Raw genomic sequence first — 23333 nt, 5'->3', positions numbered from 1 at the left:
GTTGATGGTCAGCGCTGGAAGGCCGAAAACCCTCGCGCTTCAGGGGCGTGTCCGCCGTAGCCGATAACGGCGAAGGCGGGAGAGGGTGCCCGAAGGGCGGGTGAGGGAAGCCGCCACCGGCACCATGCCGGCTTGATGGTTCTTCTCATTTCGAGACTTCCCTCACCCTGACCCTCTCCCGGAGGGAGAGGGGAGGTGGGCGGAAGCAGGGAGAGGGGATGGGTGGTTGACATACACCGGCAATTCGGGTGCCGGATGCCTATCCGAGGTTGACCCGAAATGCTGGAAGTAATATCATCCCGCCTGACACTCACAGCACGGGACGATTATCTACCTTGAACTGGCACGTCTACATCATTCTCTGCACCGATGACACTCTCTACACCGGGATAACGACCGATATAGAGAGGCGCATGCGGGAACACTCATCGGGGCGCGGAGCCAAGTACTTCCGGGGGCGGCAGCCAAAGAGACTGCTCTACCTGGAATCCGGGCATGACAGAAGCACGGCCAGCCAGAGAGAACGGACCATCAAGGAGATGAGGCGCTGTGACAAGACCCTGCTGTTCGACTCCCCGCTGAACACCATTTCCTCACCTGCCATCTAAAAGAAAAAGGGGAAGAGCGCCGTTGCTCTTCCCCGTTCATGTCTATTCCTTTTATCCCGTCTACAGCTTCCTGCGGACCCCATCCTCACCCTGTCCCTCCCCCCTCCTTCGCCAAGGCTACGGCGGGCAGGCTTGAAGGGGAGGGGACGTAGGAAGCCACCTCCCTACGTTACTTGACCGTAACGGTCGGATGCGGCGTGTTGGTGGTGCTTGGCGGCAGTATCGGGTACTGGAGCTTCGGCTGCTTTCCGGTGAGGCTTTCCAGGAAGGCCACGATATTGTCGGATGACTGCGCAGTGAGGTTGATACCGAGTTGCGCAGTGCTCATGACACCTACCGCATCCTTCAGGGTCCAGACGCGGCCGGAGTGGAAGTAGGGCTGGGTGATGGCGACGTTGCGCAGGGAAGGCGCCCTGAAGACGAACTTGTCCTTCTCCGTGTTGGTCAACTTGAAGCGTCCCATGTCATTGGCCGGCCTCACCTCGGCCGAAGGTTCCTCCTTCAGGCCGAACGGGAAATATCCGCTGCCCCCGACGTTGATCCCGCCATGGCAGGCAACGCAGCCATTGTCTATGAAGGCGCGCAGCCCGGCCTCCTGCTTGGCTGTGAGCGCCTTGCGATCCCCTTTAAGATAGCGGTCGAACGGGGCGTCAGGCGTCACCAGGGTCGCCTCGAAGGCCTCGATGGCCTTGGCCATGTTGGCGAAGGTGATCGGGTTCTTCTCGCCGGGGAACGCCTTCCAGAAAAGCGGGGTGTAGCCTGGAATGCTCTTCAACGTCTGCACGACGAGCTCGGGATTATTGTTCATTTCAACCGAGGCCTGGACCGGTCCCACGGCCTGTGCCTTCAGGTCGGCGGCACGGCCGTCCCAGAACTGGGCCACGTTGTAGACCGCGTTGAAGACGGTGGGGGCGTTGCGCGGTCCCTTCTGCCAGCCGTGGCCGATGGAGGTTTCCTGCAGATCGGCTCCGCCCAGCCCCAGGTTATGGCAGGTGTTGCAGCTGATGAGCTGGGAATTGGAAAGGCGCGGATCGAAGAAGAGTTTCATCCCCAAATCGACCTTTGCGGGGTTGGAGGGGTTGTCTTTGATGTTCGGAGTCTTGAAGGGAATGGGCTTGAACATCTCCTGCGCAGCATTCATCGGATTGCCGGCTCCCCACGCGACAGCAGAGCTCACTACCAGCAACAGTGAAACGGTCGCCATCTTCTTCATGTACGCCTCCTTCATTGCTTTGAACTGACACAGATGTCGTTGCGGCGCTGAATCAACCGGATGCTGAATAATCGGCGCCACTTAAAACTTACTCAGTAATCGAGTGATGTCAACGAAAGCACTGATGAGGGGAGGGGTGTTGAGCGATGAGGTGGGGATGTGAGAGAGAGCGCGGAGAAAAAGAGAGGAGAGCTTTCGGCTCTCCTCACAGGTACGGTGTCAAATATTCTATCTTCCTCTTCCCCAGACTCTCCCTCGTGGAACTACTTGACGAGTTTCGGGGCCTCCCTCACCCCCGCCCCTCTCCCGTGGGGGGAGGGGAGAGGAAAAGCTACTGCGCCTTGAGGTAGTCGTTGATGGCAGCCGCGGCGCGTTTGCCGTCACCCATGGCCAGGATGACGGTGGCGCCACCCCTCACGATGTCGCCGCCGGCGAAGACTCCCGGGATCGAGGTCTGGCCGTTTTCATCGGCCACCACGTTCCCCCACTTGTTCAGTTCGAGATCCGGAGCGGACGCGGTCAGCAAGGGGTTGGCGTTGGTTCCCACGGCGTTGATCACCACCTCGGCCGGCAGCACGAATTCGGAGCCCGGTATCGGCTGCGGCTTGCGACGTCCGGACTGGTCCGGCGGGCCGAGTTCCATGCGCTGGCACTCCAGGCCGGAGACCCAGCCATCGGGGGTGCCGAGGATGGCGATGGGGGCGGTCAGCATGACGAATTCGACCCCCTCTTCCTTCGCGTGCTTGATCTCCTCCACCCTGGCCGGCATCTCGGTCTCACTGCGACGGTAGACGATCATGGCCCGGCTGGCTCCCAGCCTGCGTGCGGTCCTCACGCAGTCCATGGCGGTGTTGCCGCCGCCGATGATGGCCACCTGGCTCCGCTTGATGATCGGGGTCGCTGCATCGTCACGCCGGCCGGCCTCCATGAGGTTCACGCGGGTGAGGTATTCGTTGGCGGCGTAGACCCCTTTCAGGTTCTCCCCGGCGATGCCGAGCATGGTGGGAAGCCCGGCGCCGTTGGCGACGAAGACGGCGTCGAACTCCTCACGCAGTTGCGGGATGGTGAGGGTCTTGCCGATGATGACGTTGCATTCGATGGTGACGCCGAGCTCGGCAAGCACCGCGACCTCGCGGTCGATGATCTCCTTGGGGAGCCGGAACTCCGGGATGCCGTAGCGCAGGACGCCGCCGGTATCGTGGAGCGCCTCGAAGATGGTGACGCGATGGCCCTGGCGGGCCAGTTCTCCGGCTGCGGTGAGTCCCGCCGGGCCGCAGCCGACCACGGCGACCGATTTGCCGGTGGAGGCGGGGAGCGCGGCAGTCAGCAGCTGGTCGGGGTTGCGCATCGCCCAGTCCGCCACGTAACGCTCCAGGTAGCCGATGGCGACCGCGTCACCCTTCACGCCCCGCACGCAGAGCGCCTCGCATTGGGTTTCCTGCGGGCAGACCCTGCCGCAGACGGCGGGGAGGGCGTTGTCGCCGCGCAGGATCTGGGCGGCGCGCGGAAGGTCCTGGGAAGCGAGTGCGTCGATGAATTCGGGAATGGAGACACCCACCGGACAGCCGGCGACGCACGCCCTGTTCTTGCACTGCAGGCAGCGGCGGGCCTCGCTCAGCGCCTGCTCGGGGCTCAGCCCCTGGTTTACTTCCTCGAAGTTGCCGCTCCTGACGTCGGCGGCAAGCTCCGGCATGTGGACCCGCTCTATGGACAGCCTTTCTTTAGGCGTAAGTTTGTTGCTCACTTTGCCACCTCCTTGGCGAGCTTGCAGTCGTGCGGCGCATGTCGGAGCGCCTCTTCATCACGGTAGCTGGTCAGGCGGTCGGTGAGCCCGTCGAAATCGACCAGGTGGGCGTCGAATTCCGGACCGTCCACGCAGGCGAACTTGGTTTCCTTCCCTACCTGGACCCGGCAGCCGCCGCACATGCCGGTGCCGTCGATCATGATCGGGTTGAGGCTGACCACGGTCTCGATCCCCTGGGGGCGGGTCAGGTTGGCCACCGCTTTCATCATCGGCACCGGACCGACGGCGAAAACGGCCTGGGGGCCGCGTTCGGGATCGGCCAGGAGCGCAGCCAAGGGACCGGTCACGAAACCCTTGCTCCCCATGCTGCCGTCCTCGGTGGTCACCAGGAAGTCCTTGGAGAGAGGGGTCAGCTCATCGGCGAGGATGATGTAGCGGCTGGAGCGGCCGCCGATGATGGTGGTGATCTCGTTGCCCGCTTCCGCCAGCGCCTTGACCAGCGGGAAGAGGACGGCAGTGCCGACGCCGCCGCCCACGCAGGCGACCCGGCCCCAGTTGGTGATGTGGGTTTCCTTGCCGAGAGGGCCGGCCACGTCCCTGATGAAGCCGCCGGCCTCGGTATCGACGATCTTGCGGGTGGAGCCGCCGATGGCCTGTATGAAAAGGGTGATGGTGCCCGCTGCGGGGTCTGCATCACCGATGGTGAGAGGGATGCGCTCTTCGCCCTGGGCGAGCCGGACGATCACGAACTGGCCGGCCTTGCGGGCGCGAGCGATGCGTGGTGCCGAAATAACCATCTTGTGAAGGTTCTCGGCGAGAATCTCGTTACTCAACACTTCGAACATGTGGTCACCTTCTGTTTATAGTGAATACAGCATCACGATTCTACCAGCAGGCCAAGGCGCGTAGCAAGCAAGTATACGGTATATCGAAGGAAAGTTGGCAGGGGTGGGACGGGAGGAGGCGTTGAATAGCGAGAGCCGGGTCCCACATGATAGGACCCGGCTCTCGGTGACTGCTGTATGGAATCTGGAATGAAGGAGCCTAGAACTCCTGCGACATGCGCTTCACCTCGCCTGCGGTGAAGACGGGGCCGTCCTTGCAGACGTAGACGTTGCCGACGTTGCAGCGGCCGCACTTGCCGACGCCGCATTTCATCCTGTTCTCCAGCGTGGTGTAGATGGCGTCGTCGGCGAAGCCCAGACGCTCCAGCACGGGGAGGGTGAACTTGATCATGATGGGGGGGCCGCAGACCAGCGCGATGGTGTTCTCGGCGCTGGGAGCGGCCTCTTCCAGCACGTTGGGGACGAAGCCGACCTTGCCGTCAAAGTCCGGGCCGTTGCCGCCGGGATCGACGCACTTCACCAGCCGCACGTCGTCGCGCGCCTGCCACTCGGCCAGCTCCCGCTTGTAGACGAGGTCCGCCTCCGAGCGGGCGCCGTAGACGATGGTGATGTCCCCGAACTTGTCCCTGAGGTCCAGGCAGTTCCAGATCACGGTGCGCAGCGGCGGCAGCGCGATGCCCCCCGCGATGAAGACCAGGTTCTTGCCGTAGAACTGCTCGATCGGGAAGGAGTTCCCGTAGGGGCCGCGCACGCCGATGGTCTCACCGACCTCCAGCCTCCTGAGCGCCTCCGTAACGCGGCCGACACTCCTGAAGCAGCACTCGATGTAACCTTTGCGGGTCGGCGCCGAGGCGATGCAGAAGGTGGATTCACCCGCACCGAAGGCCGAGTACTCCGCGAACTGGCCCGCACGGAAGGCGAACGTTTCCCTGACCTGCTCGTCCTGGAAAACCAGCCTGAGCGTCCTGACGTCCGGAGTCTCGTCGACGATGTTTTCGATGGTGGCGAGATACGGCAGATAGATATTCTTCTTGGATTCGCAATTACCGTTGCACATATTTTCGAACCTTCTCAGTTATTTTCGCATCGCGTCCCCCCCTTGATAAAGGGGGGACAGGGGGGATTGCTTCTGCTCAGGAGCCTAAGGAAGACGGGATTGTCAAATCCTGGTGCTTCGACAGGCTCAGCACGAACGGCTTGACCAAGCTTCTCGATTTTATTCATGACTTTTGAACCAACAACCCGCTCGTCCTGAGCTTGTCGAAGGACGTCATCCACCTTTGCAGACACTCCCTCCCCTTCAAGGGGAGGGCCGGGGTGAGGATGGGGTTAAAGGTTTAACCCTTGTTGATGGTATCGAGGATCTCCGCGATATCGATCCCCACCGGGCAGGTCCTGACGCATCTTCCGCAGCCGGTGCAGAGCGTCTTGTCGAACTTGTCGCTGTAGTACTTGAACTTGTGCATGATCCGGTTGCGGTAGCGCTTGTTCTGGATGTCGCGCGGGTTGTGGCCGGACGCATGGTTGGTGAATTTGGCGAAGCCGCAGGCGTCCCAGTGCTTGCGACGGGCGCCGTTGTCCGCGCTTCCCTCGTCGTTGATGTCGAAGCAGTGGCAGGCCGGGCAGATGAAAGCGCAGGCGCCGCAGCCGACGCAGATGTCGGCGATCTTCTGCCAGAGCGGGTCCTCGAAGTGGGTGTCCAGCCACTCCTTGATCTTGGCGAGGTCGAGCTTCTCCCCTTGCGGCCCCTGGAAAGAAACCGGTGCCGCTCCCTTCCCTTCGGTGAAGAGCGAGGGATGGGCGTCGACCAGCTTCTGCCCTTTTTCGGTAACCACGTCCACCGCGAAGTTGCCGTCGGTGAGCGGGGTCAGGAAGAGGTCGCTCCCTTCCTGCCCGTACGGCGAATAGCCCACGGCGGTGCAGAAGCAGGCGTCGTCTCCCTTGGTGCAGGCGATGCCGACGATGGTGCTCTTGCGGCGGCGCTCAAGGTAGAAGTCGTCGTGGTAATCCCAGGAGAAAACTGCATCCAGGATGGCCGGCGAGCTGGCGTCGCAGGGGAGCGCGCCGATCAGCACCGTTTCCGGGAAGGCCGACCTGTCCACGTCCTGGACCTTGGTGACCCCTTCTTCCTTCTTGAAGGTGAGGATGTTCTCGCAGATCGGGAAGAACAGCTCCTTCGAAGAGCGGCGGGGGAGGGCGCCCAGTTTGAGGTCGGAGCCGGTGGCAAGCGGCTCGTAGAGCACCAGCGATCCGGCCTGTTTCGGCCCGACGACCAGCTTCGACTCCTTGACCAGGAGATCGATCAGGCTGCGAAGATTTGCTTCAGTAAGTATCTGCGGCATATAGCTCCCTACTTGATGAACGACTGGTCGTCGTCTTCCTTGTACTGGTTGAGCGGACCCTTCTCCTGCGGGGCGAGGCCCGCCTCGTAGTCGTAGAGCTCTTTGAGCTCCTTGGCCATGCGCCGGTTCAGGAGATTGAGGGGGATGTCCATCGGGCAGACCCGCTCGCACTCGGCGCAGCCACCGCAGCGCCCGGCCAGATGCATGGCGCGCACGATGTGCCACGCGGTGTTCCCGGCCGGCCTGGGCGAAGTCTCCACCGCCTGCGGCCGGTTCTTGTCGCACAGGCACTGCTCGCAGTAGCAGAAGGGGCAGACCTGGCGGCAGGCCATGCAGCGGATGCAGCGCGAGAAGTGCTCCTTCCAGTAGGCCCAGCGCTCCGCCTGGCTCATAGCCTCGATCCTCGCCAGTTCCTCCGCTTCCACCGCGGTCAGCCCCGGCAGTTCAGGAAGGGTGCCAGCCACCACATCGGCTCCCTCTGGAACGTGCACCGTGCACTCGCGGCACTTCCGGGCGATGTTCTCCTCCGACAGCGTCCCCTCATTCTCGGGCAGAGGGGCAGTGGTGAGTGCCCTGGGCGTTGCCTGGACACCCGCGCAGGCAACGCCGATGACCACGATGTCATCACGATTGATCTGCGACTCGCCCATCAGTCCGGCCAGCGCGCGCATGTCGCAGCCTTTGGCGACGATCGCCACGCGCCCCTTCTGGAGGACCCCTTTCTTCGCCTTGGTGAGGTAGAGAGAAAGGTTGTTGACGCAGGCGGGCGAGAAGATGAGTTGGGCGGCCTCTTCACAGGTGGTGACCAGGGCGGGGGAGGCGGTTCCCTTGCGGCGCCCCGGCAGGTAGCCCACCACGGCCACCACGGTCTCCTCTTTCAGAAGTTTCGCCGCCTCCTGGCGGATGGCCTGGGTGACCGCATCGTAGTAAGCGGGACCGATGCCGGAAGCGCTGTTTTTTGCTTTTGCGTTCATGTAGGTATCCTGTTACGTGATGCTTTCGAAGGCTTCTTTGAGTTCCGGTGAGGTGAGCACGGCCGACCACTGCTCTTGCTGCTCGAGTTCCTTGAACTCCCGCATGGGGCCCATGGCGCGTACCCGCTCAGTCAGTTCGGTGACCACCTCCACCCACTTGCCACCCTCGGCGGCGGAAACCCAGGAGAACTGGAGCCGGTTCAGGTCCACCCCCACGAAGTCGAGCAGCGCGCGGAAGGCGGCGAAGCGGCGCCGGGCGTGGAAGTTGCCGGCCATGTAGTGGCAGTCACCCGGATGGCAGCCGGAAACCAGCACCCCGTCGGCACCTTTCTGGAAGGCGCGCAGGATGAAGACCGGATCGATGCGGCCGGTGCAGGGGAATTTCAGCACCCGGACGTTGGGCGGGTACTGCATCCTGCTGGTGCCGGCCAGGTCCGCGCCAGCGTAGGTGCACCAGGTGCAGACGAAGGCGACTATTTTCGGTTCAAAGTCGTGTTGTTTCTGTTCAGCGTGCATGGAAGATCCTTAAAATCAGGTTGAGATCAAGATTAAGATTAAGGAAGGCCGGTGGCTTTTCTCTTAATCTTAATCTCAATCTTAATCTCGCTTCTCAGCCTCTCTACAGCGACTCGATCATCGCCATGACCTGCTCGTCGGTGTAGCCGTCGAGTTCCACGGTCTTGGACGGGCAGGTGGCCTGGCAGGTGCCGCAGCCGCCGCAGACGCCGGGGTTCACGTAGGCCGCCACCCTCACCAGGTTCCCCTGGCGGTCGCGGATCTCCTTCTCCTCGATGGCTCCGTACGGGCAGACCTTCTTGCAGGCGAAGCAGCCGGCGCAGTATTTCTCGTTCACCTTGGCGACCACCGGATCGCGCTCCAACTGATCCTTGGCGAACAAGGTCATCACCTTGGCCGCGGCCGCGGAGGCCTGGGAGACGGTATCCGGGATATCCTTGGGGCCCTGGCAGGCGCCGGCCAGGTAGATACCGGCGGTGGCGCATTCCACCGGCTTCAGCTTGGCGTGCGCCTCGGAGTAGAAGTTGTACTTGTCGTAGGAGATGCCGAGCTTCTGCGCCAGCAGATCCGCACCATCCTGCGGCTGGACGGCGGTCGCCAGCACCACCAGGTCTGCCTCGATCTCCACCTGCACACCCACCTGGATGTCGCTCCCCTTGACCACGATCTTGTCGCCTTTCTGGTAGAGACGCGACACCATCCCCCTGACGTAGACCGCTTCCTCTTCCTCCACCGCGCGGCGCCAGAACTCGTCATAGCCCTTGCCCGGCGTCCTGGCGTCCATGAAGAAAACGTAGGCCTGGCCGTCGTGCACCTTGTGGTGGTAGAGCATGGTGTGCTTCGCGGTGTACATGCAGCAGATCTTGGAGCAGTAGGAGATCCCTTTCTCACGGGCGCGCGAGCCGACGCACTGGATGAAGACCACCTGCTTGGGCTCCTTGCCGTCCGAGGGGCGCAGGATCTTGCCGCCGGTGGGGCCGGAGGCGGAGGCCAGCCGCTCGAAGGTCATGCCGTCGATCACGTCGGGGATGGTGCCGTAGCCGAATTCGCCGTACCCCTGGATTGGGCTTCCCTCGGGCTTCCTGTCGATGGAGTACAGCTTGAAGCCGGTTGCCACCACGATGGCGCCGATCTCCTCCACGGTGACCCGGTCCTCCTGCTGGTAATCGACGGCTCCCGGTCCGCAGACCTTGGCGCAGACGCCGCACTTGCCGGTTTGGAACATGGTGCAGTTCTCGCGGTCGATCACCGGCGTGTTGGGGACCGCCTGCGGGAACGGCACGTAGATGGCGCTGCGCATCCCGTGGCCCTGGTCGAAGTCGTTGGGGATCTTCTTCTTGGGGCACTTGGCGATGCAGACGCCGCAGCCCGTGCACTTGCTCTCGTCGACAGAGCGCGCCTTCCTGCGCACGGTGACCGAGAAGTTGCCGATGTAGCCGTCTACCTTCTCGACCTCGGCGTAGGTGTAGAGGGTGATGTTGGGATGGTTGGCGAGGTCGACCATCTTCGGGGTCATGATGCACTGGGAGCAGTCCAGGGTCGGGAAGGTCTCTGAGAGCTGCGCCATGTGGCCGCCGATGGAGGGCTCGCGCTCCACCACCAGCACCTCGTGGCCGGCGTCCGCGATGTCCAGCGCCGCCTGGATGCCGGCGATGCCGCCGCCGATCACCAGCGCCCGCTTCTTGACCGGCACCGTGATGGGGGCGAGCGATTTCCCCCTCTTGACCCGCTCCACCATCAGCCTGACGATGTCCGAGGCCTTGGCGGTCGCCATCTCGCGGTTCTCGTGCACCCAGGAGCAGTGCTCGCGGATGTTGGCCATCTCGCAGAGGTAGGGGTTGAGTCCCGCCGACTGGGCCGCCTTGCGGAAGGTCTTCTCGTGCATGCGCGGGCTGCACGCGGCCACCAGGACGCCGTCCAGGTTATGCTCGGCGACCGCCTTCTTGAGCAGGGTCTGGCCCGGATCCGAGCACATGTACTTGTAATCGCAGGAGTACGCTACCCCCGGGATCTTCCCCGCGGCCTGGGCGACCTGCTCGACATCCACCGTGCGGGAGATGTTCTCACCGCAGTGGCAAACAAAAACACCGATTCTCGACATATGATTCCTCAGCTATGACGCTTAAATAAGGTTCTTTTCCTTCAAGAGCGGCCGCGGATCGACGATGACGCTCTCGAAGCCGAGCTTGTCCGTGGCCACGCCCATGGCGAGAGCCGCCAACTGGGTGACGTAGAAGATGGGGAGGCCATAGCTTGCGCTGTGGTTGTCTTCGATGTCCTGCTGGCGGATGTCCAGGTTGCCGTGGCAGAGCGGGCAGGCGACCATGATGCAGTCCGCTTCGGCGAACTTGGCCGAATCGAGGATGGCGTTGGAAAGCTTCACGACCACGCCCGGGCGCGACAGCGTGAAGTTGGCGCCGCAGCATTCCATCCGGTGCGACCACTGGACCGGCTCGGCCCCCAGCGCCCTCAGGATGTCCTCCATGATGCTCGGGTCCTCGCAGTCATCGAGATCCGGCACCTCGGGCGGGCGGGTCAGCAGGCAGCCGTAGTAGCAGGCGACCTTCAGCCCCACCAGCGGTTTTTTCACACTCTGCTCCAGCTTGCCGAGGCCGAAGTCCCTGGCCAGGATCTCCAGGATGTGCTTCACCGGTTTGTCCATCGGCGCCGGGCCGTCGATCGCCTTCTCCACCTGCCGACGCTTGGTGTCGTCCTCTTTGAGGTGGTGCTGGGTCGTCTTAAGCCGCGAGAAGCACGCCGCGCAGGCCACCGCCAGGTCGCCCTTCACCTCTTCGGCCAGTGCCAGGTTCTTCGCGCACAGGGAGAGCGAGAGGAGTTCGTCGACGTTGTGCGCGGGGGTGGCCCCGCAGCAAAACCAGTCGGGCACTTCCTTCAGGCCGATGTTGAGCGAGCTGAACAGCGCCTGGGTGGAGATGTCGTATTCCCGCCCGGAGGCATGCAGCGAACAGCCGGGATAATATGAATAGGTGAGCTCTTTCTTGCCAGGTGTCACAGCGCTTCCCCCTTCTTGCGCATTTCCTCGATGCGGTTGAAGATCGCCTCGATCTCCTTGAGGTTCTTGTTCCTGGAATGGAACACCTTCAGCTTGCCGCGCGAGATCAGTTTCGGCCCGAGCAGCAGGTCCTTCAGGAACTGCCCGCTCTTCACGTTGAAGGCCGCGCCCAGCCGCAGTTCATACTGCCTGCCGTAGTTGCGGATGTTTTCTATGAAGAGGCGGTTGGCGAGCTGCACGTAGCTTTCCTTGGAGGGGCCGTCCGCATCCCAGGAGAGTTTCCTCAGGGCGTCCATGATGGAGGCCAGGTCCACCTTGTTGGGGCAGCGCGTGCTGCAGGTCTCGCAGGAGGCGCAGTACCAGATGGAACGGCCGGCCAGCACCCGCTCCCACTGGCCTAGCTGCAGCAGGCGGACGATCCTGTTGGGAGGGTGCTCCATGAAGGTGGACATCGGGCAGCCGGCCGAGCACTTGCCGCACTGGAAACAGCGCCTGACCGAGCTGCCGGAGAGAGACTCCACCTTTTTCACGAAGCCGACGTTCATGGTTTCGTTGGAGAGGTGCATCAACTTGTTTTTCACTGCTAACCTCACGATGGTGTGATGTTGAGAGTATGGAACGGGACGCCGATGTCGTTTCGTTAGTGGCAGGCCGAACGGCCCCGGGAGGTGACAAACAGCGGTAATTTCGCGGTCTTCGTTCGTATACAACACTGTTCTAACACGCCTTTATTCGCGTGTTTCCAAGGTATACGTGAATACCTCTGCAAAATTTTTTCCGGAATATACGCTTTTTTAAAACAAAATCAAGCACAACTTTATTTTCGGAGCCTGGCGAAGGAGCAAAAAAAGAGAAAAATGCACTATAAATGGAGTAGTTACGTTGTAGGTGGAGCCGCACTGTCATAGAGAGCTCCTTGTAGCAGTCAAAAAGGCGTTTACCGTGCTGGTTCTAATAGAACTAGTTGAATTACTGTGTAATTTATACACATGTGGAGAAATTCTGCTTGTTTTATTGTGGAGAAATTCAACAGTTGTTTTCGTCATTTTAAAACAGTCCGCTATTGCCACAGTGGTTTTGGCAAACTCTTTGACAGTCGCAAACAAATAGATTAATTTAATGATCCATCAGAATTCGGGCGAGGTGCGCGATCAGCGACTGGAAAAGACTATACGGCTACATGCTCAACTGCAGATGGAGCTATCTCCTCGGCGCGCTGCTGCTGATCGGCACCAACATCTGCGGCTTGGCTATCCCGTGGCTGATGAAGCTCGCCATCGAGGGGCTGCAGCATCCCGCCTCGGTGCGCTTCTCCCCGGCGCAGTACGGCGGCATGATCGCGGCCGCCGCCGTGGCCCAGGGTATCATCCGGGTCTTTTCCCGGACCACCTTGCTCAATGCAGGGCGACGCATCGAGTATCTACTGAGGGAGGACCTGTACGGGAAGCTATTGACCCTGGACATGGCCTACTTCTCCAGTTGGCGGACCGGGGATATCCTCTCGCGGCTGGCCAACGACCTGACCAACGTCCGGATGCTGCTCGGCTTCGGCATCTTGAGCCTCTTCAACACCGTGGTCATCTACAGTGCGGCCGTCTTCCTGATGACCCGCATCTCCCCCTATCTCACCTTCTTCGCCATCATCCCTTTCCCGCTCATGATACTGGTCGTGAAGCGGCTGAGCGCATCGATGTTCCACCGTTCCAAGCGGATGCAGGAAGCGCTGTCGATGCTCTCCACCCGCGTGGAGGAAAACGTCTCCGCCGCCTCGGTCGTCAAGGCGTACTGTCGGGAGGAGGGGGAGGTAGAGACCTTTCGCCAGGTCTGCGAGAGCTATTCGGATGCCAGCATGGGGGTCGCCAAGGTGAGGGGGGCCATGCTTCCCATCATGGGCGCCACCGGCGCGGCCGGCACCCTCATCGTCCTGTTCATGGGCGGCGGAATGGTGATCCGGGGGGAGATGACGCTGGGTGGCTTCGTTGCCTTCAACGGGTACCTCGCCATGCTGGTCTGGCCCACCATCATGTTCGGCTGGATACTGAACCTGATGCAAAGGGGCGCCGCTTCCATGAGCAGGCTGGGAGAGATCCTGCATGCCAGCGCGGAGGTGATGGAGCCGGAGCATCCCGTTGACCCCGCTGACGGGATCAGGGGAGAGATAGAATTTCGCAACCTCTCCTTCTCGTACCGGGAGAGCGGCATGCTGCGCGGCATCAACCTGAAGATCGAGCAGGGGGCGAGGATCGGCATCGTCGGGGTGATCGGGAGCGGCAAATCGACCCTGGTGCGCCTGATACCGCGCATGTGGGAGGTGGGGGACGGCATGCTGCTGATTGACGGCATTGACGTGAACAGGCTGCCGCTCAAGACCCTTCGGAACTCCGTCGGCTTCATCCCCCAGGAAAGCTTCCTCTTTTCCCGCAGCATAGGCGAGAACATCGGCTACGGGAAACCGGGAGCGAGCGCCGCCGAGATCGAGCGGGCGGCGAGGATCGCAGGACTGGCCAAGGACATCGCCCGGTTCCCGGACGGGTTCGACACCATCGTGGGCGAGCGGGGGGTGACGCTCTCCGGGGGGCAGAAGCAGCGGGTGGCCATCGCGCGCGCGCTGATCAAGGAGCCGCAGATCCTGATCCTGGACGATCCGCTTTCCGCAGTCGATGCTGACACCGAAGAGGCCATCCTGAGCGAGCTTTCCGCCTACTACGGGGAACGGACCGTGTTGATCGTCTCCCATCGGCTCTCCCCGCTGCGCGGCTGCGACCGGATCATCGTGATGGAAGAGGGCCAGATCGCCGAGCAGGGAAGCCACGAAGAGCTGCTGGCCCTCGGCGGCCGCTACGCCGCCATCCATAAAGAAGAACAGCTGAAGGCCGAGATCGAGAGGATGTAATTCGCTCCGGTCGACATCGCTGGCAACAGGTGGCTTCCCTCACCCCTGCCCCTCTCCCGGGGGGCGAGGGGAAAAGGACGAAGGCTTCGCCAACATCCACCAACACTCCCTCTCCCGGAGGGCGAGGGGGAGTTGGAATGAGAATGCCAAGCTTGTAAAAAAGGTTATCTATGCACTTTGGCGGGATTTACGAGGATGAAACGGTTGGCAAGATCTACGACCGGCGGCTGATGGGGCGCTTCGTGCGCTTCGTTGCGCCGTACCGCGGCATGATCATCGCCACGCTGCTGCTTCTGCCGCTCATCGCGGCGGCCAAGCTCTCGCAGCCGTATATCCTCAAGATCGCCATCGACAACCACATCGTGAAACACCAGCTGGAGGGCCTTCCGGCGCTGGCGGCCATGTTCCTAGGCGTCATCCTCGCTGACTCGCTCTTCACCTTCGCCGAGGTCTACCTGCTCACCTACGTCGGTCAACGGGTGATGTACGACATCAGGGTCGAGCTCTTCACCCATATCCAACGGCTATCCTCCCGCTTCTTCGACCAGACCCCGGTGGGAAGCCTGGTCTCCAGGCTCACCAGCGATGTGGAGGTCTTGGGCGAGATGTTCGCCGCCGGCGTGGTCACCGTGGTCGGAGACATCCTGGTCCTTTTGGGCATCGTGGTCATCATGCTCTGGATGAACGTCCGGCTCTCGCTGGTTACCTTCTCCGTGCTGCCGGTGCTGATCTGGGTCGCCTTCGCCTTCAGGACGTGGATGCGGGTCGCCTTCCGGCAGGTGCGGTCCCGGCAAGCCAACCTCAGCTCCTTCCTTGCCGAGAGCATCGGCGGCATCTCGGTGGTGCAGCTTTTCAACCGGGAGCGGGACGAGGCGAGGGAGTTCCAGCGCTTGAACTCCTCCTACATGGAAGCGAACCTGCCGGTGATCACCTGGGACGCCGCCCTCTACGCGGTGGTGGAGGCGCTCTCCTCCATCGCGGTCGCCCTCATCATCTGGTATGGCGGCGGGGAGATCGTGAGCGGCACGCTCTCCTTCGGCGCGCTGGTCGCCTTCATCCAATACATCGAGAAATTCTTCTCGCCGATCCGCGACCTATCCGCCAAATATTCGGTGATGCAGGGGGCGATGGCATCTCTGGAGCGGATTTTTCATCTTCTGGACAGAAAGGAGGAGGCGGAGTCCCTGCTTCTCCCTTCTCCGTCCCCAGCCCCGGCTGCCGGGGAACTGCGGCAGTCGACTGCAACTGCCGCCATGCAAAAGACTTCCCCTGCCAACCAGCCCCAGGATCCTGCGGCGCCACGACCGGCACTGAAGGGAATTTCCTACCGGGACGTCTGGTTCGCCTACAGCGGCGAGGATTACGTCCTGAAGGGATTCTCGCTGGAGATGAAGCGAGGCGAGAAGGTGGCTTTGGTGGGTGAGACGGGAGGCGGCAAAACGACGGTAACGCGGCTTCTCTCCCGCTTCTACGAGGTGACGCGCGGCGCCATCGAGATCGACGGCCAGGACATCCGGCAGATGGCGCTGCAGTCGCTGCGAAGCCGGATCGGCGTAGTCCTGCAGGATCCCTATCTTTTCTCCGGGACGGTGGCCTACAACATCTCGTTGGGAGACCCGCAGGCGCTGGCAAGGGTGGAGCAGGCGGCGGCGGTGGTCGGAGCCGATCGTTTCATCAGGAACCTCCCCAAGGGCTTCGATGAAGAAGTCCACGAGCGCGGCTCCAACTTTTCGGCGGGCGAGCGGCAGCTGATCTCTTTCGCCAGGGCCGTCGCCTTCGATCCGGAGATCCTGGTGCTGGACGAGGCCACCGCCAGCGTCGATCCCGCCAGCGAGCGCCTGATCCAGCAGGGCCTGGAAGGGCTTATGTCGGGGAGGACCACCCTGGTGGTCGCCCACCGCCTTTCCACCATCCGCGATGCCGACCGCATCATCGTCATCCACCGGGGCGAAAAGGTGGAGGAAGGCCGGCATGCCGAGCTGATGGCGGCCAAGGGAGTCTACTACCGCCTGTACCAGCTGCAGTTCAAGGACTGACCCTTTCGCTGAGGTTCCCGGCTTTCTTTTATCAAGCTCTTCCTATATAGTGCGTTGCACCTAATGTATCCTTACGTAAACAGGCTTTTCCCCTGTCCGTGGCCCCCCGGTGGCGCCGCGGATTCTTCCGGGAGTTCATACACATGAAGCACCTCATCCTCGGCACCGCCGGGCATATCGACCACGGCAAAACCTCCCTTGTCAAAGCGCTGACCGGCATCGACACCGACCGCCTCAAAGAGGAAAAGGCCCGCGGCATCACCATTGAGCTCGGCTTCGCCCATCTCGAGCTGCCGGGCGAGCTTTGTTTCGGCATCGTGGACGTCCCAGGCCACGAGCGCTTCGTGCGGACCATGGTCGCCGGAGTGGGCGGCATGGACCTGGTGCTGCTGGTAATCGCCGCCGACGAGGGGATCATGCCCCAGACCCGTGAGCACCTGGAGATCTGCCAGCTGCTGGGCGTGAAGCGGGGGATGGTGGTGCTCACCAAGAAGGACCTGGTCGATGCGGACTGGCTCGACCTGGTCGCCGAAGAGATCCGCGAATACCTGGTAGGCACCTTCCTGGAGGGCGCCCCCATCGTGCCGGTTTCCTCTCGGACCGGCGAGGGGCTGGACCGGCTCAAGGAGGAGCTCTCCGCGATGGCCGGCGAAATCGAGCAGAAGCGGCTCGATACCCCCTTCAGGCTTCCGGTCGACCGCGTCTTTACCGTGACCGGCTTCGGCACCGTGGTCACCGGCACCCTCCTGTCCGGCGGCATCTCGGTGGGGGACGAGGTTGAGATCCTCCCCTCCGGCCTCGCGGGCCGGGTGCGCGGCGTCCAGTCCTTCGGGAGCAAGGTGGAACGTGGAGGGGCGGGGGAGCGGCTGGCGGTCAACCTGCAGGGGGTGGATCACAGCGAGGTGCAGCGCGGGGACGTGGTGGTGCCCAGGGGCCTTTACCGCCCGACCAGTACGGTGGATGTCAGGCTGAACTACCTCCCGTCCGCCCAGAAGGAGCTGAGGCATCGTGCCGGGGTGCGGCTGCATTCGGCGACCTACGAGGTGCCCGCCAAGGTGATCCTCTTCGACCGCGACGCTCTAGCGCCCGGCGACAGCGCTTTCGTGCAGCTCCGTCTGGCCCGGCCGGTGCTCCTTTTGCCGGGGGACCCCTTCGTCTTGCGCACCTATTCCCCTCAGGCGACCCTGGGGGGCGGCACCGTGCTCGATCCGGCACCGCCCAGAAGACGCCGTCGGTCGGCGGAGGCCCTGGAGCTTTTGGCGGCGGTCGAGGAAGGGGTGGACCAGGAGCGGATACGCCTCTTGGTGGAGTCGGCGCTTCTCTCCGGCCTTTCCATGCAGGAGATGGTGAACCGTAGCGGCATGTCCGGCAAGAGTATCGAGGCGGCGCTGGGGCCGCTCCTTGCCAGCGGCACGCTCCTACAGGTGGTGAAGGAGCCCCGCATCTTCCTGGGCAAAGCAGCCTTCGCGGCGCTGAAGCAGATGCTGGCGGAGGAGTTGCGCGAGTACCTGGCCGAGAACCCCATGCAGGAGGGTATCGGCAAGGAGGAGCTCAAGTCCCGCATCCCGAAGCGAAGCGATGCCCGCTTCTTCGGTCCGGTGCTGGCCAGCCTGGAAAAAGACGGGCTGGCGCTTTCCGAACGCGACATCGTCAAGCTGCCGGGGCGCAAGGCAGGGGTGAGCGCAGATCAGGCCGGCTTGCAGTCGATGCTGGAGGAAGCTCTGAAGAAAGGGTGGATCGAGCCGCCCACCATCAAGGAGTTGTGCGACGGCCTGGGCATGAGCGAGAAACAGGTGCTGGAGCATGCGAACCTGCTCTGCCGGGAGGGGAAGGCGGCCAAGGTGAAATCCGACGTCTTCTATGCGCCGGGAGCGCTGGCCGAGCTACGGGAGAAGCTGGTGGCATTCCTGAAGGAGCACGGCGAGATCGCGCCGCCGCAGTTCAGGGAGATCACCGGCCTTTCCAGGAAGTTCATGATTCCGCTGCTGGAGTACTTCGACCAGGAAAAGGTTACTATCAGGCTGGGGGACAAGCGGGTATTACGGAAGGGCGCGTAGCTCGATCGGTCTGTCAGGGGCGGGGAGGGGGAGCTCAGCCCGTTTCGCCAATGCTGCCTCCACGAAGAAGCTCAGCTATCACCAAATGTAGTCCTTGGCAATCTCCCTCTTGTCCCGCCCATACAGTATGTGAAACACCCTGAGCTTCTTGAGCGATACCGGCGAGAGGCTCCCCAGCGGCAGGTAGATGATCCTCTTCGCCAGCCGGGAAGCGAGCTGCTTCAGGAAGCTGCGGGGGGGGCGCGGCGCCACGTACACCACGTCCTTCTCGATGGAGTAGTCGAGCGCCGCCATCAACAGCACCTCTCCCTTGCTGAAGGCCCCCTGGTAATCGGGGTCGTGCCAGACATCCGCCATCCTGCGCGGGGGATAGCTCAACAGGAACCCGCCGTACTCGCAGCGCGAGATACCGGGACCGACGATGTTGTCGGCCGGCTGGGTCGCGTAGAAGGCCATGTCGGATTCCTGCTCGTGCTCGCCGAGCCAGGTCATGCAGTACGGGAAGCTCTTGCCTCCCCGGTCCTCTTCGAAGACCACCACCACCGACCCCACCCCGCTCTTCAGCCGCCGGTTCTCCCTGACGTAGATCTTCCCCTCATGCAGGTTCCTGATGGTTTCCCGCATGTCGATGCCGTCCAAGAGCGAGGAGGAGAAGGGCTCGACCCGGCTCTGCTCCTCGCTTAGCTGCCGCGCCCCGATCCGCTTCAGGTTCCTGCCGTACTCCTCGATCACCAGGTCTTCCGGAGGATACGAGCAGATGGAGGGATCGTCGAAACCGTCCAGCCACTCGCCGGGCGCCTTTTCCTTCTTCCTCCTCACCATCTTCATGCCGAGCCCGCCCTTTACCCGTTCCTTCTCCCTTGGGCGGAAACGGATCCTGCGGGTGGCTGACCAGAGGTCGGCCGCGGTCAGCCGTAGGGTCGGCAGGTCGCTCGCCTCCCGCTGCCACGGGTAGAAGGAGGCCAGCCGGAAGAAGGCGTAGGCGAAGTTGTCGTCCAGGCAGCCGCGCGCGGCGGCCAGCATCTGGAACAGGTCGGGGAGGAGCTGCCTTCCCAGCAGGGCGTAGTTGCGCGCGAAGCGGAAGAAGGCCCGCTTCTGCCAGAAGTGCACCGTCTCCCCGGTCTCCTGGCTGTAGTGCCGCGCCGATTCCAGGAAAAGCCGCAGCATGATCTTCTGGCGGTCGGGCATCACCCCTTCCTCGCCGATGCGCCGGGCGCTTCTTTGCACCGAAGCGGCCAGCACCTCCTCCTCGGGTATCGACTTCTTCCCCCCCAGGATCAGCTCGAAGGCGTTGAAGCTCTTCCTGAGCGAGGCATCGGCGACCGGCTCGGGGGGCAGCGCCGAACGCCGCTTCTCGTAGAGCGCGGAGAGGAACGGGTACTCGGCCAGCACCTCGTGGCAGCACTCAGGGTGCAGGTTCCAGACGGTGACCCCCTCACGCTTGGTACGGGTGAGCTGCTGTGCCTGTTTTTGGGGGAAGAGTTCGCGGATGCGGGCCAGATGGCTCATACCGCAGATGAAGAGGACCCTCTCGTGGGCGGCGGCGAGCTGCTGCAGGCGGAAGGTCATGCCGCTCTCGCGACGGAGATCCTCCTTGGCCGGGGGGATCTGCCGGTACAGGTCGGCCACCTCGCGGTAGAACGGTTCCAGCCCGATCCTCTGGATGGCGTAGGAGTCCGGCAACTGCTCGTTGTAGCTCGGGTAGCTGTCCAGGTCGATGTCGACCAGGTGGAGCGGGATCTCCTGTTCCAGGGCGAGGCGCGCCCCTTCGATGAGGGGATCGGCAGGCTCGATGATCAGGAAGGCGGACTCCTCGCCGATCTGGTAGGAGAGGACGGAGATCTCGGGCAGGCGCCGGATCGCGCGCAGGAAAGGCCTCTCCAGGGTCTGGGGGAGTTCCAGCGCGACGCAGTCCGGCTTCACGGCCGCGAATGCCTCGCGGACCAGGTGGGCGAACTCCATGCGGTAGTGGAGGATCGGCAGGGCGTGGATGTTGCCGAATTTTTCGAGATGCAGTCTGTCGGGCATGGTGGGGATAGGGATACCCTGAGTTACTTCAGATACCGGAGCGCCTCTTCGCCGAGGATCCTCTCCACCGCCAGGGGAAGCAGCTCCCGGGGGTCACGCTGGGTGGCGGTCATCATCTTCAGCGCGTAGCGGGCGATGTTGATGCCGTCGCGCACCGAGTAGGGCTCGTCTGCCGCGTGGCCGCGCTGGAGGAAGTTCACTACGTAGTTCAATATGGTGCCGCCGGCGAAGGGGAGGTTCTCCTTGAGGATGGTCAGCTCCTCGTCGGCGTCGGGGAAGTCGATGTAAAGCTGCGGCTGCAGCCGGGAATGGATGTACTCGGGCACCTCGAAGGTGGAGGAGTCCTCGTTCATGGTGACCACGATGCGGAAATCGGGATGGGCCTTGACCCTGAGGCCAGTGATGATGGACTCGACGTAGCGGCGGTCGTCCAGAAGCGGCGCCAGCGACGCCCACGCCTTCTCGCTCATCCGGTTCCCCTCGTCCAGGATCAGCACGCCACCCTTGATCATGGCGGACACCAGCGAGGATGCCGCGTACTGGATGGTCCCTTCCGGACCGATCACCGGAGTGATGATCAGGTCTTCCGGCCGGGTATCCATGGTGGCCTGGAAGAGATAGACCTCTCTCCCCAGCTTCTTGGCCGCGGCGTAGCCCAGCGTGGTCTTACCCACCCCCGGCTTGCCGATCAGGCGCGGGTTGAAGGGGAGGTCGCGGTCGTCGATGACCATCCAGGCCGCCAGAAGCTGCCTAAGCAGTTCGTCGTTGCCGACCCAGCTAAGCGGGAGCTCGATGGGGCTCGCCAGCGTCAGGTTGATGTTGTCCAGCGTGATCCGTTCCATTTATGTGTTCACCTCGTGGCAGTACATCATGGAGAGCCTGGCCCGGTTCTCAAGGCAGGTCATGCAAAGCTCGCCGGCGTCATCCCACATCTCCTGGGCCAGCCATTCCCCCGCCTCCCCGTACAGCGTGCGCGGCTCGTTCTCGTCAAACTCGTTCTTGCAGATGCTGCAGGTCTTCATATCTTTATTTTCCCACGTTGCGCACCAGGTCGGCAAGGCACTCCAGGAACAGGGGGGAGGAGTTCAGCGACTCGGAGCGCACGAAACGCTCGATCCCCAGGGCCTTGGCCTCCTCGGCGTATTCGATGTCGATCTCGTACAAGGTCTCGATGTGGTCGGAGACGAAGGAGAGCGGCACCATCAAGAGGTTCTTCCTCCCGGCGCCGGCCAGCTTCTTGATGGTGTCCACCGTGGAGGGCTCCAGCCACTGCACGCGGCTCGCCTTGGACTGGAAGCAGAGGTGGTGGGTGTAGTCGCCGAGCCGCTCCATCACCAGGCGCACGGTCTCCTGGATGTGGGAGAGGTACGGGTCGCCCTCGTCGATGAACGACTGCGGCAGCGAGTGGGCCGAGAAGAGGATGTCCACCTCGGCAGGGTTGGGGAAAGAGGAAAGCCCCTTGGCCACCTTCTCGGTCAGCGCCTGGATGTAGAGGGGATGGTCGTAGAAGCGGTCGATGGAGAGGAGCTCGAACTTCGCTCCCGCCTGATTCAGCACGCGGTTCAGTTCATTGAAGCTGGAGCCGGTAGTGGCTTTGGAGTAGTGCGGGTAGAGGGAAACGGCGACGATGCGCTTGATCCCTTCCCGCTTGATGGCGGCCAGCGCCTCCAGCGTGGAGGGGCGGGAGTAGCGCATGGCCACGAAGGAACGGTAGTCGTCGCCGAGAAGCTCTTGCAGCCCCTGTCCCTGCGCGTCGGTCAGTTCCCGTATCGGGGACTTGCCGCCGATCTGCCGGTAGTACCCTTCCACCTTGGGGGCGCGTTTCTTGACGATCCTTCTGGCGATGAACGGCTGCAGGAAGGACGGGCCGATCTTGATGATGTCCCGGTCGGTGAACAGGTTCATCAGGAACGGCTCGACTGCGGCGATGGAATCGGGCCCACCCATCTGGAGCAGAAGAAGGGCCGTTTTTTCTGGCATGACTACCTCCGGAGATAAGGTCCAGGCAAGACTGTAGCAGAAAACGCCTGTGAGGAGAACAGCTTAATTCAGGCGGCGTGGAAACCGAGACGGTATTTAATGGCGGGCGCTCTTGCAAAGGCCTGGGTGGCAGGTAGTATTAACAACTATTAATTTATTTCACGTCTGCGCAGACTCAATCAACCACAAGGAGAACGTCATGATCACACAGCAACAGGCAACTCAACCCAGAAGCATGGCCCGTTATGGCTGGGTCCCTGACCTTCCCGACTTCCGCGACAAGATGTACGGTGCGGTGCGTCCCATACCGACCACCCTTCCCAGCCAGGTCGACCTGCGCCCCAACTGCCCGCCGGTCGAGGACCAGGGGCAGCTGGGGAGCTGCACGGCCAACGCGCTGGTGGGCGCACTCGAGTACCTGGAGGTCAAAGACAAGGTGAAGTTCATGAACCTGAGCAGGCTGTTCGTGTACTACAACGAGAGGGTGATCGAGGGGACCGTCAACACCGACTCCGGCGCCATGCTCCGGGACGGGATCAAGACCCTCGCCAAGAACGGGGTCTGCTCGGAGACCAACTGGCCGTACAACATAGCGAACTTCACCAAGAAGCCCCCCAAAGGGTGCTACCAGGAGGGGGACAAGCACCAGATCGTGAGCTACGCCCGTCTGAACACCCTTGACGAGATGCGCTCCACGCTGGCGGAAGGGTTCCCCTTCGTGTTCGGCTTCTCCGTGTACGAGAGCTTCGAGTCCGCCCAGGTAGCCAAGAGCGGGGTGGTGAACATGCCCGAGGCAGGCGAGAAGCAGCTGGGTGGGCATGCGGTGCTGGCGGTGGGCTACGACGACGCGAGCAAGCGTTTCCTGATCAGAAATTCCTGGGGCACCGGCTGGGGGATGAAAGGCTACTTCACCATGCCCTATGCCTACATGCAGGACAGAAACCTCTCCGACGACTTCTGGACCATCCGGCGGGGCGAGAAGATGTAGTCGGCTAAAGGTGAGCAAAGTTGGAAAGAGAGAAGGGACGGCTGCCAACAGCCGTCCCTTTTTTGTTCACGTATAGGGGCGTTCGCGAGGACACCA

20 protein-coding genes are annotated in these 23333 nt (G+C 62.6%); 5 read left to right on the top strand and 15 right to left on the bottom strand.

What is annotated here, in order from left to right; all coding sequences use genetic code 11:
- Window positions 1-8: 8 nt before the first annotated feature.
- Window positions 9-149, bottom strand: coding sequence for a hypothetical protein (locus VJ604_RS02450; protein ID WP_324079801.1), 141 nt, complete (start codon window positions 147-149; stop codon window positions 9-11).
- A 186-nt stretch (window positions 150-335) separates the two neighbouring features.
- Between VJ604_RS02450 and VJ604_RS02445 the strand changes: the two genes are divergently transcribed.
- The gene (locus tag VJ604_RS02445; RefSeq protein ID WP_324079800.1) at window positions 336-608 is read left to right on the top strand and encodes a GIY-YIG nuclease family protein; all 273 of its coding nucleotides are present in this window, start codon (window positions 336-338) and stop codon (window positions 606-608) included.
- Window positions 609-777: 169 nt separating this feature from the next.
- Here VJ604_RS02445 and VJ604_RS02440 read toward each other — a convergent pair whose 3' ends face one another.
- The 10 genes from VJ604_RS02440 to VJ604_RS02395 form a co-directional block, all read right to left on the bottom strand.
- Window positions 778-1821: a cytochrome-c peroxidase gene (locus VJ604_RS02440; RefSeq protein ID WP_324079799.1), complete on the bottom strand. Its 1044-nt coding sequence runs from the start codon at window positions 1819-1821 to the stop codon at window positions 778-780.
- A gap of 331 nt (window positions 1822-2152) precedes the next feature.
- The gene (gltA, locus tag VJ604_RS02435) at window positions 2153-3565 is read right to left on the bottom strand and encodes an NADPH-dependent glutamate synthase (RefSeq protein WP_324079798.1); all 1413 of its coding nucleotides are present in this window, start codon (window positions 3563-3565) and stop codon (window positions 2153-2155) included.
- A complete protein-coding gene (locus tag VJ604_RS02430) occupies window positions 3562-4410 on the bottom strand; it encodes a sulfide/dihydroorotate dehydrogenase-like FAD/NAD-binding protein (RefSeq protein WP_324079797.1) in 849 nt (282 codons plus the stop codon). The genes gltA and VJ604_RS02430 overlap by 4 nt, the downstream gene beginning before the upstream one ends.
- Window positions 4411-4609: 199 nt before the next feature.
- Window positions 4610-5467: an FAD/NAD(P)-binding protein gene (locus VJ604_RS02425; protein WP_324079796.1), complete on the bottom strand. Its 858-nt coding sequence runs from the start codon at window positions 5465-5467 to the stop codon at window positions 4610-4612.
- Between the two features lie 280 nt (window positions 5468-5747).
- Complete coding sequence (locus VJ604_RS02420; RefSeq protein WP_324079795.1) at window positions 5748-6752, bottom strand: 4Fe-4S dicluster domain-containing protein; 1005 nt, start codon at window positions 6750-6752, stop codon at window positions 5748-5750.
- An 8-nt stretch (window positions 6753-6760) separates the two neighbouring features.
- On the bottom strand, window positions 6761-7726 hold the full coding sequence (locus tag VJ604_RS02415; RefSeq protein ID WP_324079794.1) for a Fe-S oxidoreductase: 966 nt from the start codon (window positions 7724-7726) through the stop codon (window positions 6761-6763).
- A 12-nt stretch (window positions 7727-7738) separates the two neighbouring features.
- Window positions 7739-8242, bottom strand: coding sequence for a hydrogenase iron-sulfur subunit (locus tag VJ604_RS02410; protein WP_324079793.1), 504 nt, complete (start codon window positions 8240-8242; stop codon window positions 7739-7741).
- A gap of 103 nt (window positions 8243-8345) precedes the next feature.
- Window positions 8346-10343 (bottom strand): 4Fe-4S dicluster domain-containing protein, encoded by a 1998-nt coding sequence (locus VJ604_RS02405; RefSeq protein ID WP_324079792.1) that lies wholly within the window; start codon window positions 10341-10343, stop codon window positions 8346-8348.
- Window positions 10344-10364: 21 nt separating this feature from the next.
- A complete protein-coding gene (locus VJ604_RS02400; RefSeq protein WP_324079791.1) occupies window positions 10365-11255 on the bottom strand; it encodes a CoB--CoM heterodisulfide reductase iron-sulfur subunit B family protein in 891 nt (296 codons plus the stop codon).
- On the bottom strand, window positions 11252-11836 hold the full coding sequence (locus VJ604_RS02395; RefSeq protein WP_324079790.1) for a 4Fe-4S dicluster domain-containing protein: 585 nt from the start codon (window positions 11834-11836) through the stop codon (window positions 11252-11254). The genes VJ604_RS02400 and VJ604_RS02395 overlap by 4 nt, the downstream gene beginning before the upstream one ends.
- A 599-nt stretch (window positions 11837-12435) precedes the next feature.
- Here VJ604_RS02395 and VJ604_RS02390 point away from each other — a divergent pair.
- The 3 genes from VJ604_RS02390 to selB all read left to right on the top strand — a co-directional run bounded on the left by VJ604_RS02390 (window position 12436) and on the right by selB (window position 18241).
- Window positions 12436-14148, top strand: a complete 1713-nt coding sequence (locus VJ604_RS02390) for an ABC transporter ATP-binding protein (RefSeq protein WP_324079789.1) — start codon at window positions 12436-12438, stop codon at window positions 14146-14148.
- 170 nt (window positions 14149-14318) lie between these two features.
- On the top strand, window positions 14319-16184 hold the full coding sequence (locus VJ604_RS02385; RefSeq protein ID WP_324079788.1) for an ABC transporter ATP-binding protein: 1866 nt from the start codon (window positions 14319-14321) through the stop codon (window positions 16182-16184).
- A 143-nt stretch (window positions 16185-16327) separates the two neighbouring features.
- Entirely contained in the window at window positions 16328-18241 is a 1914-nt protein-coding gene (selB, locus tag VJ604_RS02380; RefSeq protein WP_324079787.1) for a selenocysteine-specific translation elongation factor, read from the top strand.
- Window positions 18242-18319: 78 nt separating this feature from the next.
- Here the strand turns inward: selB and VJ604_RS02375 are convergent, their stop codons facing one another.
- Genes VJ604_RS02375 through hemH form a run of 4 tightly spaced genes read right to left on the bottom strand, consistent with a single transcriptional unit; the run spans window position 18320 to window position 22249 of the window.
- Window positions 18320-20269 (bottom strand): TraB/GumN family protein, encoded by a 1950-nt coding sequence (locus tag VJ604_RS02375; protein ID WP_324079786.1) that lies wholly within the window; start codon window positions 20267-20269, stop codon window positions 18320-18322.
- A 23-nt stretch (window positions 20270-20292) separates the two neighbouring features.
- Window positions 20293-21111, bottom strand: coding sequence for an AAA family ATPase (locus VJ604_RS02370; protein WP_324079785.1), 819 nt, complete (start codon window positions 21109-21111; stop codon window positions 20293-20295).
- On the bottom strand, window positions 21112-21291 hold the full coding sequence (locus VJ604_RS02365; RefSeq protein ID WP_324079784.1) for a hypothetical protein: 180 nt from the start codon (window positions 21289-21291) through the stop codon (window positions 21112-21114).
- 4 nt (window positions 21292-21295) lie between these two features.
- A complete protein-coding gene (hemH, locus tag VJ604_RS02360; protein ID WP_324079783.1) occupies window positions 21296-22249 on the bottom strand; it encodes a ferrochelatase in 954 nt (317 codons plus the stop codon).
- A 199-nt stretch (window positions 22250-22448) separates the two neighbouring features.
- Here hemH and VJ604_RS02355 point away from each other — a divergent pair, with 199 nt between their 5' ends.
- Window positions 22449-23237: a C1 family peptidase gene (locus VJ604_RS02355; protein WP_324079782.1), complete on the top strand. Its 789-nt coding sequence runs from the start codon at window positions 22449-22451 to the stop codon at window positions 23235-23237.
- Window positions 23238-23333: the final 96 nt, after the last annotated feature.

Source organism: Geomonas sp. (assembly GCF_035254065.1).
GTDB lineage: Bacteria > Desulfobacterota > Desulfuromonadia > Geobacterales > Geobacteraceae > Geomonas.
This window is presented reverse-complemented; position numbering and strand designations above follow the sequence as displayed.

What these genes read in the sequence shown, in the direction of transcription:
- VJ604_RS02425 (WP_324079796.1), bottom strand. Translation starts at nt 5,467, where the DNA reads ATGTGCAACGGTAATTGCGAATCCAAGAAGAATATCTATCTGCCGTAT.
- hemH (WP_324079783.1), bottom strand. Translation starts at nt 22,249, where the DNA reads ATGCCAGAAAAAACGGCCCTTCTTCTGCTCCAGATGGGTGGGCCCGAT.
- VJ604_RS02390 (WP_324079789.1), top strand. Translation starts at nt 12,436, where the DNA reads ATGCTCAACTGCAGATGGAGCTATCTCCTCGGCGCGCTGCTGCTGATC.
- VJ604_RS02430 (WP_324079797.1), bottom strand. Translation starts at nt 4,410, where the DNA reads ATGTTCGAAGTGTTGAGTAACGAGATTCTCGCCGAGAACCTTCACAAG.
- VJ604_RS02410 (WP_324079793.1), bottom strand. Translation starts at nt 8,242, where the DNA reads ATGCACGCTGAACAGAAACAACACGACTTTGAACCGAAAATAGTCGCC.
- VJ604_RS02355 (WP_324079782.1), top strand. Translation starts at nt 22,449, where the DNA reads ATGATCACACAGCAACAGGCAACTCAACCCAGAAGCATGGCCCGTTAT.
- VJ604_RS02405 (WP_324079792.1), bottom strand. Translation starts at nt 10,343, where the DNA reads ATGTCGAGAATCGGTGTTTTTGTTTGCCACTGCGGTGAGAACATCTCC.
- VJ604_RS02415 (WP_324079794.1), bottom strand. Translation starts at nt 7,726, where the DNA reads ATGAACGCAAAAGCAAAAAACAGCGCTTCCGGCATCGGTCCCGCTTAC.
- VJ604_RS02385 (WP_324079788.1), top strand. Translation starts at nt 14,319, where the DNA reads ATGCACTTTGGCGGGATTTACGAGGATGAAACGGTTGGCAAGATCTAC.
- VJ604_RS02365 (WP_324079784.1), bottom strand. Translation starts at nt 21,291, where the DNA reads ATGAAGACCTGCAGCATCTGCAAGAACGAGTTTGACGAGAACGAGCCG.
- selB (WP_324079787.1), top strand. Translation starts at nt 16,328, where the DNA reads ATGAAGCACCTCATCCTCGGCACCGCCGGGCATATCGACCACGGCAAA.
- VJ604_RS02440 (WP_324079799.1), bottom strand. Translation starts at nt 1,821, where the DNA reads ATGAAGAAGATGGCGACCGTTTCACTGTTGCTGGTAGTGAGCTCTGCT.
- VJ604_RS02450 (WP_324079801.1), bottom strand. Translation starts at nt 149, where the DNA reads ATGAGAAGAACCATCAAGCCGGCATGGTGCCGGTGGCGGCTTCCCTCA.
- VJ604_RS02420 (WP_324079795.1), bottom strand. Translation starts at nt 6,752, where the DNA reads ATGCCGCAGATACTTACTGAAGCAAATCTTCGCAGCCTGATCGATCTC.
- VJ604_RS02370 (WP_324079785.1), bottom strand. Translation starts at nt 21,111, where the DNA reads ATGGAACGGATCACGCTGGACAACATCAACCTGACGCTGGCGAGCCCC.
- VJ604_RS02375 (WP_324079786.1), bottom strand. Translation starts at nt 20,269, where the DNA reads ATGCCCGACAGACTGCATCTCGAAAAATTCGGCAACATCCACGCCCTG.